We start from the raw sequence: 13,989 nt of genomic DNA, 5'->3' as shown, positions 1-13,989 counted from the left end.
GCGTACGGGGGTGCGGAGCCGTCGCGCGGGGCGGGCGCGGCCGGGATGGCGCGCGCGGCCCGCGACAAGCTGTCCGGGTTCGCCGAGCGCAGCGGGCTGATCGGCAAGGTGCCTTCCCCGCGCGACGGAGACTCCCCGGCCCGGCCGGAGTCCCCGTCCGGTGAAGCTCCGGCAGCAGACTTCAGGCCGTCGCCCCGTCGGCGGTCGTCCGCCGCCGCGTCGCCGCCTCATCTCGCGGGCGAGGACGAGCTCGGCCCCCGCGATTCCAACCCCGACTGGTGGCATACCGAGCCTGGCCCGTTCCTCCAGCCCGAGCAGCGTGATTCGCCGCTCGGTCAGGTGGAGGGGTTCGTCGGCGGGGTGGAGATCCCCGAACTGCTCGGCCGGCCGGCCGAGTCGGACCAGGAGAACGAGGCAGGCGGCGAAGACGCCGCGGGCACGGAACAGGGCGCCGAGGAGGCGGAGGCCGACACCGGCGGCGGCAAGGCGGCCCGGAAGCCCGGGCTGCTCCGCCGTGCGCTGCGGCGGCGCGGCGGCGCGAAGGGCGACAGCGCCGGAGGCAGCGGCCGGCAGGCAGGCTCCCTCGGTCTGCTGCCCCTGCTGGCGGCCGCGCTGCTCGTGGCCGGTGCCGCGCTGGGCAATCTCATCGTGATGGCCTTCGGCTGGGTGGCCGTCTACGGCGCGCGCAAGCTGTCGCGCGCCGAGATGAGGTGGGCCGTGCTGGGCATGCCCGGCCTGGTCGCGACCGTGACCGTGGCCTGGTTGTGGGGCCGGGCCTCCGGCAGATGGGGCGAGCCGATCCCCGAGAACGGCATGGGGGACGCGGTGCGGGCAGCCTGGCCGGTCGTCGTGCGCGCCGCGGCGATCATGTCGGCGCTGTTCCTCGTATGGCGCACGAGGCGCCGGCGCTGACCCCGGTGCCTGACCGGCCCCGGTGCCTGACCGGCCCCGGTGCCTGACCGGGCCCGGTTGCCGACCGATCCCGTGGTGAGCGCCACGCCAGCGGCGCGGAGTCAGCGGTTCCGCGCGGGGGAGAATGTCGGGCATGTCTTCGTCTTCGTTCGCATCTGCCGCTACGCCCGCCGCATCCGCTACGCCCGCCGCACCCGCGCACCCCGTGACGGTCGGTTTCGACCTCGACATGACCCTGATCGACTCCCGCCCCGGCATCAAGGCCGCCTACGAAGCGCTCTCCGCCGCCACCAGCACCTTCATCGACACCGACCTCGTCATCACCCGCCTCGGCCCGCCGCTGGAGCAGGAGCTCGCGAACTGGTTCCCGAAGGAGCGGATCGACGAGGTGGGGGATCTGTACCGCGAGCTGTACCCGGAGTACGCGATAGCCCCCACGCCCGCCATGTCCGGCGCCCGGGAGGCCGTCGCCGCGGTGCAGGAGGCGGGTGGGCGCGCGGTCGTGGTGACGGCCAAGCACGAGCCGAACGCCAAGCTGCACCTGAGCCATCTCGGCATCGAGGCGGACGCGGTCGTCGGCTGGCTGTGGGCCGAGGCGAAGGCGGAGGCGCTGCGCGAGTACGGCGCATCGGTGTACGTCGGGGATCACACGGGCGACGTGCGCGGCGCACGCACGGCGGGCGCGCTGTCCGTGGCGGTCGCGACCGGGCCGTGCGGTGCGGAGGAGCTGCGTACGGCGGGGGCCGATGTAGTGCTCGACGACCTGACCGCCTTCCCGGCATGGCTGGCCCGCTACCTGGAGGGATGACCCCGCTCAGGTACGGGATGACCGGCTCGCCGGGTCGGCCGCGCGCCGCTGCGCCGTGATCGAGCGCAGCAGGCCCGCCGCGGAGAGCGCAAAGCCGACGCCCATCAGCATGCACACAAAGTACGCGGCCGATGGCAGCGGGTGCAGGCCCAGGAAGAGCGGGGCTACCGTGATCAGAGTGGCCACGGCGCCCACGCCGAAGACGATCACCCCCAAACGCACCATCCGGTCGCCAGGGGCCGTTCCGTCGTGTGGTGTTTCATTGCTCACCGCAACAGGGTAGGTCGGAGCAGAGCGCGCGTAGGAACCACTACCCGGAACCACCCGGGTACGTCTTGTCACCAGGCTCCGGACCATTAGCCTTGGTGGTGGCGGGTCTTACGACCCGCTGTAGTGCTATCCAGAGCTTTTTTAACGTGTTTTCCGACGAGTGACGAGGACGAGGACAGACGTGCCTACCGGCAAGGTCAAGTGGTTCAACAGCGAGAAGGGCTTCGGCTTTCTCTCCCGTGACGACGGCGGCGACGTCTTCGTCCACTCGTCAGTGCTCCCGGAAGGCGTTGACTCGCTGAAGCCAGGACAGCGGGTCGAGTTCGGCGTCGTCGCTGGAAACCGCGGTGACCAGGCACTTTCGGTGACGGTGCTGGACCCGACCCCCTCCGTCGCGGCCGCTCAGCGGCGCAAGCCCGATGAGCTGGCGTCCATCGTCCAGGACCTGACCACCCTGTTGGAGAACGTGACGCAGCAGTTGGAGCGCGGACGCTACCCCGACAAGGCACATGGCCACAAGATCGCGGGCATGCTGCGGGCGGTGGCCGACCAGCTCGACGTCTGAAGTCCGGCCGGAGAGGCCACGCCGGACCAGGAGAAGTCCGGACCAGGAAAAGACCGGCTAGACGAAATCCAGCGCATCGTGGCCGAGGGGCGGCACCAGCCCCTCGGCCGCCGCGCGTGTGAGCAGCCCGCGCACCGCGGCATAGCCGTCCTCGCCCAGGTCGGCGGTGAATTCGTTCACGTAGAGCCCGATGTGCTGATCGGCGACCGCCGGGTCCATCTCCTGCGCGTGCTCCGACACATATCCACGCGAAGCCGTCGGGTCGTCCCAGGCCGCCCGTACGGACGTACGCGTGGCCTCGGCGATGGCCCGCAGCCGCTCGGCGCCCAGCGACCGCTTCGCGACGATCGCGCCGAGAGGGATCGGCAGGCCCGTGGTGAGCTCCCAGTGCTCGCCCATGTCAGCCAGGCAGTGCAGACCGTAGTTCTGATAGGTGAATCGGGCTTCGTGGATGACCAGCCCGGCATCGACCCGGCCGTCCCGTACGGCGGGCATGATCTGGTCGAACGGCAGCACGATGACCCGGCCCACCCCGCCCGGCACCTCACCGGCCGCCCACAGCCGGAAGAGCAGATACGCCGTCGAGCGCTCGCTCGGCACGGCGACCGTCTTGCCCGCCAGGTCCTTGGCCCGCCCCGGCTCCTTGGTCAGCACCAGCGGACCGCAGCCGCGCCCGAGCGCGCCGCCGCAGGGCACCAGCGCGTAGTCGCGCAGGATCCACGGCAGAACGGCGTACGAAACCTTCAGCACATCGCGCTCGCCGCGCTCCGCCATGCCGTTGGTGATGTCGATATCGGCGAAGGTGACGTCGATCGCGGGCGCGTCCGGGACGCGGCCGTGTGCCCAGGCGTGGAAGACGAACGTGTCGTTCGGGCAGGGCGAGTACGCGATGCTCAGCGGCTGCGGCGTCGACTGCGGACTCTGCTGCGGGGGCGTGGGGGCGGTCATCTGCTGGGTCCCTTCCAGGTGGCGAGGGCGGACGGGAGGTGACGGAAGGCGCCCGCCAGGGCGTCGAGCGCTTCGCCGATCCGCCAGGCGGCCCGGTCACGCGGGCCGACGGCGTTGGAGATCGCCCGTAGCTCCAGAACGGGCACGCCGGGCACGCCGTGTGCGCCGGGTACGCCGGGCGCGGCGGGCATGCTGTGTGCGGCGGCCGCCTCGGCCACCCCGAAGCCCTCCATCGCCTCGGCGGCGGCGCCCGGGTGTCGCCGCCGCAGCTCCGCGGCGCGCTCGGCGCTGCCGGTCACGGTGGAGACGGTGAGCACCGCGCCGCGCACCGCCCCCGTCGCCTCGGCCACGGCCCGTACGAGCGCGGGCGGCGGAAGGTGTTCGACGGTCCCGAACCCGAGTTCGGTGACGGCGGCGAAGCCGTCGGGGGTCTCGGCGCCCAGGTCGGCGGCCACGATCGCCTCGCCGACGACGACGGAGCCGAGGGGCGCGGGGGCGAAGCCGCCGCCGATGCCGGCCGAGACGACGAGCCCGTACGGCGTCTGCCCGAGCTCGGCGGCGGTGAGGGCCGTGGCGGTCGCCGCCGCCGCGGCGGCGGGGCCGACCCCGGCGGCCAGCGCGTCCACGGTGAGCGGGGAGCGTACGACCCGGTGCAGCGTCCGCCCGCCGGGTACGGATACCTCGGCTTCGGCGGCTTCAGCCCCAGCCCCAGCCTCGGTCGCTGTCTCTGTCGCGCTGACGACGCCACGTACCACCGCGTCCCGCTCGGCGGGCACGGCGGTGACGACGAGTACGCGCATCAGCGGCTCCCGGATCTCCTTGATCTCGCGGATCTCCCGGTCGGGCGTCGGGTGTCAGGCGTCGGGCGTCAGGCGTCGCGCTTGAGCTTGATCGGCCACGCGCCCTTGATCCCGCTGTTCTTGCCAGTCTCCACCACCACGATCGTCACGCTGTCGAGCGTGGTGGTCTGGCCGGTCTGCGGGTTCGTCTGCTCGAACAGCTTGTCGCTGTCGAGGCTGCGGTAGGTCTTCTTGGACTGGCCGTGGATGAGGCCCTGGGCCTCGCTTATCACGAGCCACCCCGACTCGGCGATCTTCGGGTCCACGCCGACCCGCACCTTCTCACCAGGGCTGACCGACAGCGTCTCCTCGGGCTTCGCGGTCAGGCACGCCGTGACCTTCTTCTCGGACTTGGCGACCACGTCGCCGTCCTTGTAGCAGCCCTTGGCGGCCTCGGTCGTCACGGTCTTCGAACCGACCGTGACCGTCGCCAGCGGGGTCGGCTTGTCGCAGGCGGAGAGGGCGACGATCCCAAGGGACACGGCACAGGCGGCGGTGGCGGCCCGGCGGCCCTTGCCCCTGGTAAACAGCGCAGCGGTCATGCGGGCAGGCTACCGGGCTGGGTTGATCAAGCCACGCGGGGGTGTGTCGCTCCCTGCCGTGCGGCCGCCAGCAGCCCCCGTACGCTCGCCGCCACGCCCAGCGCGATCATCGCCCCGGCGACCGCCATACCGAGCGCGCCGCTGAGCGGGAGAACGATGCCCACGGCCCCGCCGATGACCCATGCCAGCTGCAGCGTGGTCTCCGAGCGGGAGAAGGCGGAGGTACGCACCCGCTCGGGCACATCGCGCTGGATCAGCGCGTCCAGCGACTGCTTGGCCAGCGCCAGCGCGAACCCGGCGGTCGCGGCCACGACGGCGACCATGACCGCGCTGTAGAGGGCGGCCGACACGATGAGCACCCCCAGGGCCGAGGTCAGCACCACCGCGATGATCCGCTCCGGCCCGCGCCCCCGCAGCCAGGCGCCGATCGCCGTACCCAGCGCGTTGCCGCCGCCCGCCGCGACCGCGGCCACGCCGAGCGAGATCTCGGGGGACAGCCCGCCCAGTGGGTGCTCGCGGAGCAGGAAGGCGAGGAAGAAGGTCAGAAAGCCGGACAGCGCCTTGAGGGAGGAGCACGCCTCCAGGGCGTGCAGCACGGAGGGGCTGACGTTGCGCAGGCCGACGCGGCGCGGGGCCTTGTCGCCCACCTTGTCTGTCTTGTCGGTCTTTTCGGCTGTATTGCTCGTGTCGCTCGTCTTGTCGCTCGTCTTGTCGCTTGTGTCGCTTGTGTCGCTTGTCGAGTGTGCCGGCTTCGGCAGATGCAGATGGTGCTCACCGGAGGTGAGCTGCACCTTGCCCTCGCCCTTCGCCGAGTCGACCTTGTGTGGCAGCGTGAAGGAGAGGAAGCCGCCCCCGACGAACACCGCGCACGCCCCGTACAGCGGCCAGCTCGGCCCTATCTGGTGCAGCCCGGCCCCGATGGGTGCCGCCAGACCGGTCGCCAGCAGTCCGGCGAGCGTGACCCGTGAATTCGCCTTGACCAGCGAGAAGCGGGGTGGGAGCAGGCGTGGTACGACGGCGGACCGTACGACGCCGTACGACTTGGAGGCCACCAGCACGCCCAGTGCCGCCGGATACAGCTCAAGGCCGCCGCCCGCCACCGCGCCCGCCATTGTGAGCGCGAGCACGGCGCGCGTGAGCATGGCGCTGGCCATCGCGGCGCGCCGGCCGTGCGGGAGGCGGTCGAGCAGCGGGCCGACGATGGGGGCGAGGAGGGTGAAGGGGGCCATGGTGATGGCCAGGTAGAGGGCGACGCGCCCGCGCGCCTCGGCGGTCGGTACGGAGAAGAAGACGGTGGAGGCGAGGGCGACGGTGATCAGCATGTCGCCCGCGGAGTTCACGGCGTGCAGCTCGATCAGCTTGCCGAGGCCGGATTCGCCGGCGCCGTGGGCGTGGGTGGCCCGGCGGATGCCTCTGCCGGTCGCGGTGAACGGGAGGTGCAGGACTCGGCCGATCCGGCGGCCATGCCGCCGGATCGGGCCGTCGCCGATGAACCTCGTGACTTCCACCCGACCATGGTGCAGCCAACAAGGCCGGTATGTGAGACCCCTGACCGCCATCCGGAACTATGCGTTCCCCTTTGGTGGCTCCTGGGTGGCTTGTTCCACCGCTTTCGTAAGGCTTCCGGACGGCTTCCGGGCGGACGGGGGTGGGGCGGGGTGGGCCGGACAGGGTAGCGTGCGTTACGCGCCACCGACGGTCGTTCTTGGCCACGTGCCGAGTCGCCATCCCGCAGAATGGATGGGACATACAAGGTGCGTCCGAGGCCGGATCGGGCGCGGACGTCGACGCGGTCCTATGGTCCGCTCCGTCCGTGCTCCCGCGTCCCGGCCGTGTGGCTGGCGCACTCGTCAAACGGCTGCGACGGCGTGGAAGAGAGAATCGATCCTGTGAGTGCTGCGATGCGAAGCCGTACCCCCGACCGCCTGTGCGCCGAGGCGGTCGAGCTCGCGCGTGAGGCGGCGGCGGAAGCCGCCCATCCAGGCACGGTCGGCGCGCATGTGCGCGTGATCGCCGACGCGGACCGGGTCGTCACCCACCTCTTCGAGTGCCAGGAACTGGGCTACCGGGGCTGGCGCTGGGCGGTCACCGTCACCCGTGCCTCCCGCGCGAAGGTCGTCACCGTCGACGAGACGGTGCTGCTGCCCGGCCCGGACGCGCTGCTGGCGCCGGAGTGGGTGCCCTGGAGCGAGCGGCTGCGCCCCGGCGATCTGGGCCCGGGCGATCTGCTCCCCAGCGAGGCCGAGGACCTGCGGCTGGAGCCCGGCTACTCGGGCGAGGACGTCCCGCCGCCGAACTCCATCGTCTCGGAGGAGATGCAGCAGCTCGCGGCGGTCGAGGACGCCGATGTGACGGCGGGCGCGCCCGCCGTACAGGAGGCGCCGCCCGCGGTCGGGAGCATCGCGGCGGTCGCCGAGGAGCTGGGCATGCGCCGCGCCCGTGTGCTGTCCCGTTACGGGCTGTATGACGCGGCGGACCGCTGGGACGATGCGTTCGGCGCCAAGACGCCGATGGCGCAGGCCGCCCCCGCGTCCTGCGCGACCTGCGGCTTCCTGATGCCGCTCGCGGGGTCGCTGCGGCAGGCGTTCGGGGTGTGCGCGAATGAGTTCAGCCCGGCCGACGGGCGCGTGGTGTCCCTGTCGTACGGCTGCGGGGCGCACTCCGAGGCCGCCGTCATGCCGAAGCCGCCGCGCCCGGCGCTGCCGGTGATCGACGAGACGATCGTCGAACCGCTGACGCTGCGGGGGCCCGCGGAGCGGACCGGGGGGTCGGTGGAGGCGGATACCCCGGCGGAAGAGCTCGGCCACTCCTGATCGGCTGTTTCTGATCAGCCATTTCTGATCGGCCATTTCTGATCGGCCCCCGGACCTCGCTTCTTGGCGCCTGCTCTCCGGTCTCCTGTGATCTCCGGTCTCCTGTGAAAGGAGGGCGCCGCGAGATCGAGGGCGAGGTGGCGGTACGTTCGGCGACAGCAGTGGGGAAGGCGGGCCGCGGGGGAACTCGGTGACGCGGGACGCATCCCCAGGGACTGACCCAGACGGACCCAGACGGACCCAGACGGACCCAGACGGACCCAAACGGTCCCCGACCAGGACCCCGGAGGCGACACGTGAGCAGCACGGCGATGGTGCGAGGCGCGACGGAGGACGCTGATCCGTTCGGGACCGCGCGGCTGCGGCGCGGTGTGCTGGACGCCTGGGCCGCCTCGCCCGCGAGGTTCCGCGAGGACGCCAACGCCGAGGAGGACCTGGCGCTGGGCGGCCACAGGGATCGCCTCGTGGTCGAGTTGGCGCAGAACGCCTCGGACGCCGCCGCCCGGGCCGGGGTGCCCGGCCGGCTGCGGCTGACCCTGCACCCGGCGCGGGACGGCGAGCCCGCCGTGCTGGCGGCGGCCAACACCGGGGCGCCGCTGGACGCGGCCGGTGTGGAGTCGCTGTCCACGCTGCGGGCGTCCGCGAAGCGGGACACCGCCGCGTGGGACGAGCCCGGCGCGGCGGTAGGCCGGTTCGGAGTGGGCTTCGCGGCGGTGCTCGCGGTCAGCGACGAGCCCGCGGTCGTGGGCCGTTCGGGCGGTGTGCGCTGGTCGCTGGCGGAGGCGCGCGAGCTGGCGTACGGCGCGGCGGCGGCGAGCCCCGGCCTCGGGGACGAGCTGCGCCGCCGCGACGGGCACGTACCGCTGCTGCGTCTGCCGCTGCCCGCCGAGGGCACTGCGCCCGAGGGGTACGACACGGTGGTCGTGCTGCCGCTGCGCGACGGCGCCGCCCAGGACGTGGTGGAGCGGCTGCTGACCGGTATCGACGACGCGCTGCTGATCACGCTGCCGGGCCTGGCGGAGGTCGTGGTCGAGACGCCCGAGGGCGTACGGACGATGCGGCGCTACAAGGAGGGCCCGTACACGGTCGTCGAGGACACCGGCGCCACGGGCGGGGCCCGTCGGTGGCGGACCGAGACCGCGGGCGGCCCGCTGGACGCCGCGCTGCTCGCCGACCGCCCGGTGGAGGAGCGGCTGCGGCCGGTGTGGTCGCTGACCTGGGCGGTGCCGGTGGACGCGGAGGGCGCCCCGGCGCGGCCGGACACGGCCCCGGTGGTGCACGCGCCGACGCCGACGGACGAGCCGCTGGGCGTGCCCGCGCTGCTCATCGCCTCCTTCCCGCTGGAGCCGACCCGCCGCCACACCGCCCCCGGGCCGCTGACGGACTTCCTGGTGGAGCGCGCGGCCGAGGCGTACGCGGCGCTGCTGCGCGACTGGCACCCGGTGGGGGTCGGCACGATCGGCCTGGTCCCCGGCCCGCTGGGCAAGGGGGAGCTGGACGGCGAGCTGCGGCGGCGGATCCTGGAGCTGCTGCCGCGCGTGCCGTTCCTGCCCAGCGCCGCCGCTCCAGCGGGTGGCGAGACGGGCGGTGGGGCCGAGACGGGCTGGCTGGGCTCGCCGGACGCGCTGGGCCCGGACGCCGCGCAGGGCGGCCCGGGGAACCCGGGCGGCGGTGCGCCGGCCGAGCGGTGGGACGACGACATCCTGGGTGACGTCCTGGTCGGCGGCTCGGACAGCGAGCCGTACGCGCTGCGGCCCCGCGACGCCGAGATCCTGGAGGGCGTGGGCGCCGAGACCGTCCAGGTGCTGGCCGAGCTGTTCCCGACGCTGCTGCCCGCCGGTCTCGAACGGCGGCAGGAGCTGCGGGTGCTGGGCGTGGCGCGGGTGCCGCTCGGCGAGGTGATCGACCGGCTCGCGGGCGTCGAGCGCGCCCCGGCGTGGTGGCGGCGGCTGTACGACTCGCTGGGCGGCACCGACCCGGACCGGCTCACCGGGCTGCCGGTGCCGCTGGCGGACGGGCGTACGACGATCGGTCCCCGGCAGGTGCTGCTGCCGCTGCCGGGCGAGGCGGGCGGCGATGAGGCCGAGGGCGAGGCGCCGGGCGACGACCGGCACCGCACCCTGGCACGTCTTGGCCTGAAGGTCGCGCACCCGGACGCCGCCCACCCGCTGCTGGAGAAGCTGGGCGCGACCCCCGCGACCCCGCGGGCCGTGCTGACCACGCCCCAGGTGCGGGCCGCGGTCGCGCACTCGCTGGAGGCGGAGGACGAGTACGACCCGTTCGCGGAGGACGAGGGCGCGCCCGCCGCCGCGCTCGGCCCCGACACGCTCGCCGAGACGGTCCTCGGCCTCGTCCAGCAGGCCCGGCTCGCGCCCGGCGACGAGCCGTGGCTGGGCGCGCTGGCGCTGCCCGACGAGGAGGGGGAGCTCGCCCCCGCCGGGGAGCTGGTCTTCCCCGGGAGCGCCTTCGAGCGGGTGATGCGGGAAGGCGAACTGGCCGCGTGCGACGCCGAGCTCGCCGAGCGGTGGGGCGAGGAGACGCTGGCCGCGGCCGGTGTGCTGGCGGGCTTCACGCTGGTGCGCGCCACCGATGTGGTCCTGGACCCGGACGAGCTCGAACCGCGGGAAGGGGACTTCGCCGAGCCCGACGACGTGGGGCTGCTGGACGCGGTCGACGTGTGGTGCGAGGACGTCCTGGACCGGCTGCCCGAGACCCCCGTGCCGCCGGTGGCCACCGAGATCGTCGCCGTACGGGACCTGGACCTGGTCGAGGACGACGCCTGGCCCAAGGCGCTGGCGATGCTCGCCCAGCCGCCGCTGCGCGATGCGCTCACCGCGCCGGTGCGGGTGCTGCTGCCGGACGGTACGACGGAGGTCGTGCGCTCGTACACCGCCTGGTGGCTGCGCGGCCACCCGGTGCTCGACGGGCGCCGGCCGGCCGGGCTGCGCGCGGCCGGGGGCGACCCGCTGCTGGCCGGTCTGTACGAGGCGGTGGACGCGGCCGGGTTTGAGGACGAGCAGGTGCTGCGGGCGCTGGGCGTACGCACTTCGGTCGCCGCGCTGCTCGACGAGCCGGGCGGGGCCGCGGAGCTGCTGGCGCGGCTCGCCGACGAGGACCGCCCGGTGACCCCCGCCCAGCTGCACGCCATCTACGGGCTGCTGGCTGATCTGGACCCCGACCAGGTGACCCTGCCGGACGAGCTGCGCGCTGTGGTCGACGGCGAGCCGTGCGTCGTCGACGCGGGGGACGCGCTGGTCACGGACGCGCCGGACCTGATGCCACTGGCCGAGGCGGAGGCCCGGGCGCTGCTGCCGGTGCGGCCGACGCGGGCGGCGGAGGTGGCCGAGCTGTTCCAGGTGCGGCGGCTGAGCGAGGCGTACCCGGCCCCGGTCGTCTCACAGGGCGAGCCGCACGAGGTCCCGGCGGCGGTACGCGAACTGCTGCCGGGCGCCCCGCTGTCGTACGTCGAGCACGAGGAGCTGCTGGTCGAGGGCGGCGCCGAGCCGGACGGGCGGGCCGAGCTGGACTGGCGATACGTGGACAGCACGCTGCACGCCTCGACTTTGGAGGGCGTGGCGGCGGGTCTGGCCTGGGCGGCGGGCCAGTGGGCGCGCCGCTTCGAGGTGGCGGCCCTCCTGGAAGACCTGACCCGCACCGACGAACTGGCCCGCGCCCGCTGGTTCGACTGACGCGCTCGCTTCGTGCCCCCGGTCCGTGGTGCGCGTGACGTCGGCCTTCAAGACCTGGTTGTGGTCTTGAAGGCCGACGTCCTTCGGCTTCGGGTCTGGGCGGGACGGAAGTGCCGCACTCGTTGAGGCCGCGGAGGGCCCTTTGCTCCGGGGCCGATCGGCAACTCGAATCCGGCATTGGCGGCCGTCGCATGTGATCGGGGTGGACTCCAGCGCCGACGCTTACAGAACATCGACGTTCGCGCCGGACAGCCGGTTCCGACAGTCGAGCACATACGGCGCGTGCTCAAGGATCGTCTCGTAGTCGAATTCCGCATGGTCCGTCAGCAGTACCACGGCGTCGGATGCCGCGATCTCCTCCGCAGCCGCTTCTACTCGGATCAGGCGTGCGTCGGTGCGGATGTCATCTACGACATGCGGGTCCGCGCCACGCACCTCGGCACCGAGGTCGAGCAGTAGCTCAGCGACACGCGCCGACGGCGACTCGCGGGCGTCGGCGGTGTTGGCCTTGTAGGCCAGACCGAGCAGCAGGACACGAGATCCACTGACGGCCATGCGACGCGTGTTGAAAGCCTCCATGAGCCGCCGGACCACGTAGTCAGGCATGTGGTTGTTCACGTCGTTGGCGAGTTCCACGAACCGGAACGGGACGCCGACCGCGCGTTCCACCTTCCACGACAGAAATGACGGGTCGATCGGCAGGCAATGTCCGCCGACGCCGGGGCCGGGGGTGAACCGCATGTAGCCGAAGGGCTTGGACGCGGCGGCGTCGATCGTCTCCCAGACGTTCACGCCGAGCGGCCTGGCGAGCATCGCTAACTCGTTGACCAGCGCGATGTTGACGTGCCGGTAGGTGTTCTCGATCAGCTTGGCCAGCTCGGCTGCTTTCGTTCCGGAGACCGGAACCGTAGTCTCCACCAAGCCGTCGTAGAAGCCCTTGACCACGTCGAGCGATGCGGCGTCGATGCCGGACACTACTTTGGGCGTCTTGTCGAACGGCCACTTCTTGTTTCCCGGGTCGATGCGCTCGGGGCTGTAGCCGACGTGGAAGTCAGCACCGGCGATCAGGCCGGACGACTTCTCCAAGATCGGTAACATCAGCTCCTCGGTGGTACCGGGGTAGGTCGTGGACTCCAGGACCACGGTCGCGCCGGGGCGCAGGTGCGCGCCCAGCGTGTGGGCACAGGACTCGATGTAGGTCAGGTCGGGCACGCCGTCCCGCAGCGGGGTCGGCACGGTGATCACCGCGATGTCGAACCGGGCCAGCGCGGCGGCTTCGGCGGTCACGCAGTAGGCTCCGGAGTCCAGCACTGCGCGGAGCCGCGCGGACGCCACGTCCTCCACGTACGACTCGCCGGTGGCGAGCTGCTGAACCCGATGCGGGTCCACGTCGTAGCCGACGACATGGTGGCCCACCTCTGCGGCGCGCACGGCCAGCGGCAGCCCTACGTAGCCCTGACCAGCGACAACAACATGCATGGCAGCTCCTACTACGATTCCAGTGCTTGAATGGACCGTCGTCTCTGGCCTAGCAAGGAGAAGCGCTGTGCCACTGGTATCTGTCGTGATGCCTGTGTACAACTCGGCAGTCACTCTCGGTACCTCGATCCGGTCGGTACTCACGCAGACCCACAGCGATCTGGAGCTTCTGGTTACCGACGACGCGTCTTCCGATGGATCCATGGACCTGCTCAGGGAATTCGCCCGGCAGGACGAACGCGTCCTGCCGGAATCGGCACCCGAACAGGGCGGTGCGGGCCGGGCACGCAATCTCGCTATCGAACGGGCCAGGGGGGAATACATCGCCTTTCTTGACAGTGACGACATGTGGCTTCCGGACAAGATTGAGCGGCAAATCGACTTCGCGGCGACGGCTAATACGCCTTTGACGTTCACTTCCTACTACAAGGTAGACGCCGACTACGATGGTGAAAGCGCCGATTTCATCCCAAACGGGCGCGTGGTCCGGGCGCGAGAAAGCGTGGACTACCGCGCGATGCTGATTCAGGATCACATCGGCGCGCTGACCGCCATGTACGACCGCACCGTCCTCGGCGCGAGGCTGATGCCGGAGATGCCTAAGCGACAGGACTATGCCCTGTGGCTGTCCATCATGCGTGACGGCATTGACGCCCGGGGCCTTCCCGAGCCGCTGGCGATGTACAGGTCCCACCGCGCGGGATCGCTGTCCTCGAACAAGCTGTCGCTCGTCCCGTACAACTGGTCGCTGTACCGCGAACACGAACGGCTGTCGGTTTCCCGGTCGACGCGGGCGCTGGCCGGAGCTGTGTGGCACTCGCTGCGTAAATCGCGGATCTAGGACTGTCGGCGAGACCCGGCAGCCGTTTGTGTTCGCCACCTAGGAGGCGATCGGTCCGGTGGCGCCCGTATCACGCAGGAACAGTTGGAGCAGCAAGCGGCGGTCCTCGGGCGCAATGTTGTGCTGGCCGCCGCCGAGTGGTTCGCGGCCGTGCACCCAGCGATGCTGGTTCACGATCAGCATGTCACCGCGCTGGAGTGTGAAGGAGACCTGCCCGGCGACCATCTGGTCCGCGAGTTCCTTGGCCGCGTGGGCGTGTGCCTCATCGAGTCCGGACTCGATG

The 13,989-nt window shown here is 72.1% G+C and carries 12 protein-coding genes and 1 pseudogene; 6 read left to right on the top strand and 7 right to left on the bottom strand.

The genetic code is table 11. From position 1 onward, the window contains the following. A partial coding sequence (locus tag CCN51_RS54990) for a hypothetical protein (RefSeq protein ID WP_086859727.1) occupies positions 1–912 on the top strand: 912 nt, incomplete at its 5' end. Between the two features lie 124 nt (positions 913–1,036). Continuing rightward, the gene (locus tag CCN51_RS18070) at positions 1,037–1,720 is read left to right on the top strand and encodes an HAD family hydrolase (RefSeq protein WP_405383456.1); all 684 of its coding nucleotides are present in this window, start codon (positions 1,037–1,039) and stop codon (positions 1,718–1,720) included. A gap of 6 nt (positions 1,721–1,726) precedes the next feature. On the opposite strand, the gene CCN51_RS18065 is transcribed toward CCN51_RS18070, so the two are convergent. Next, entirely contained in the window at positions 1,727–1,990 is a 264-nt protein-coding gene (locus tag CCN51_RS18065; protein WP_043487093.1) for a hypothetical protein, read from the bottom strand. 181 nt (positions 1,991–2,171) lie between these two features. Here CCN51_RS18065 and CCN51_RS59240 point away from each other — a divergent pair, with 181 nt between their 5' ends. Next, complete coding sequence (locus CCN51_RS59240) at positions 2,172–2,555, top strand: cold-shock protein (RefSeq protein WP_014177506.1); 384 nt, start codon at positions 2,172–2,174, stop codon at positions 2,553–2,555. A 57-nt stretch (positions 2,556–2,612) separates the two neighbouring features. On the opposite strand, the gene CCN51_RS18055 is transcribed toward CCN51_RS59240, so the two are convergent. The 4 genes from CCN51_RS18055 to CCN51_RS18040 form a co-directional block, all read right to left on the bottom strand. Then, the gene (locus CCN51_RS18055; RefSeq protein ID WP_014177505.1) at positions 2,613–3,503 is read right to left on the bottom strand and encodes a 1,4-dihydroxy-6-naphtoate synthase; all 891 of its coding nucleotides are present in this window, start codon (positions 3,501–3,503) and stop codon (positions 2,613–2,615) included. Continuing rightward, positions 3,500–4,303, bottom strand: coding sequence for a futalosine hydrolase (locus CCN51_RS18050; RefSeq protein ID WP_014177504.1), 804 nt, complete (start codon positions 4,301–4,303; stop codon positions 3,500–3,502). Before CCN51_RS18050 ends, CCN51_RS18055 begins: the two co-directional genes overlap by 4 nt. Positions 4,304–4,371: 68 nt before the next feature. Then, positions 4,372–4,884 (bottom strand): hypothetical protein, encoded by a 513-nt coding sequence (locus CCN51_RS18045; protein ID WP_014177503.1) that lies wholly within the window; start codon positions 4,882–4,884, stop codon positions 4,372–4,374. A 26-nt stretch (positions 4,885–4,910) separates the two neighbouring features. Further along, a complete protein-coding gene (locus tag CCN51_RS18040) occupies positions 4,911–6,392 on the bottom strand; it encodes an MFS transporter (RefSeq protein WP_014177502.1) in 1,482 nt (493 codons plus the stop codon). A gap of 393 nt (positions 6,393–6,785) precedes the next feature. Here CCN51_RS18040 and CCN51_RS18035 point away from each other — a divergent pair, with 393 nt between their 5' ends. Together CCN51_RS18035 and CCN51_RS18030 are read left to right on the top strand one after the other, a co-directional pair. Further along, positions 6,786–7,697, top strand: a complete 912-nt coding sequence (locus CCN51_RS18035; protein ID WP_014177501.1) for a DUF3027 domain-containing protein — start codon at positions 6,786–6,788, stop codon at positions 7,695–7,697. A 311-nt stretch (positions 7,698–8,008) separates the two neighbouring features. After that, on the top strand, positions 8,009–11,386 hold the full coding sequence (locus CCN51_RS18030; RefSeq protein WP_043490632.1) for a sacsin N-terminal ATP-binding-like domain-containing protein: 3,378 nt from the start codon (positions 8,009–8,011) through the stop codon (positions 11,384–11,386). Positions 11,387–11,608: 222 nt separating this feature from the next. Here CCN51_RS18030 and CCN51_RS18025 read toward each other — a convergent pair whose 3' ends face one another. Beyond that, entirely contained in the window at positions 11,609–12,865 is a 1,257-nt protein-coding gene (locus CCN51_RS18025) for a nucleotide sugar dehydrogenase (protein WP_014177499.1), read from the bottom strand. A 67-nt stretch (positions 12,866–12,932) separates the two neighbouring features. Here CCN51_RS18025 and CCN51_RS18020 point away from each other — a divergent pair, with 67 nt between their 5' ends. Continuing rightward, the gene (locus CCN51_RS18020) at positions 12,933–13,706 is read left to right on the top strand and encodes a glycosyltransferase family 2 protein (RefSeq protein ID WP_014177498.1); all 774 of its coding nucleotides are present in this window, start codon (positions 12,933–12,935) and stop codon (positions 13,704–13,706) included. Positions 13,707–13,745: 39 nt separating this feature from the next. On the opposite strand, the pseudogene CCN51_RS18015 reads toward CCN51_RS18020, so the two are convergent. Then, positions 13,746–13,989 (bottom strand): annotated as a pseudogene (locus CCN51_RS18015) (TauD/TfdA family dioxygenase); the annotation flags it as partial.

It is taken from the genome of Streptomyces milbemycinicus, from assembly GCF_002154605.1.
GTDB lineage: Bacteria > Actinomycetota > Actinomycetes > Streptomycetales > Streptomycetaceae > Streptomyces > Streptomyces milbemycinicus.
This window is presented reverse-complemented; position numbering and strand designations above follow the sequence as displayed.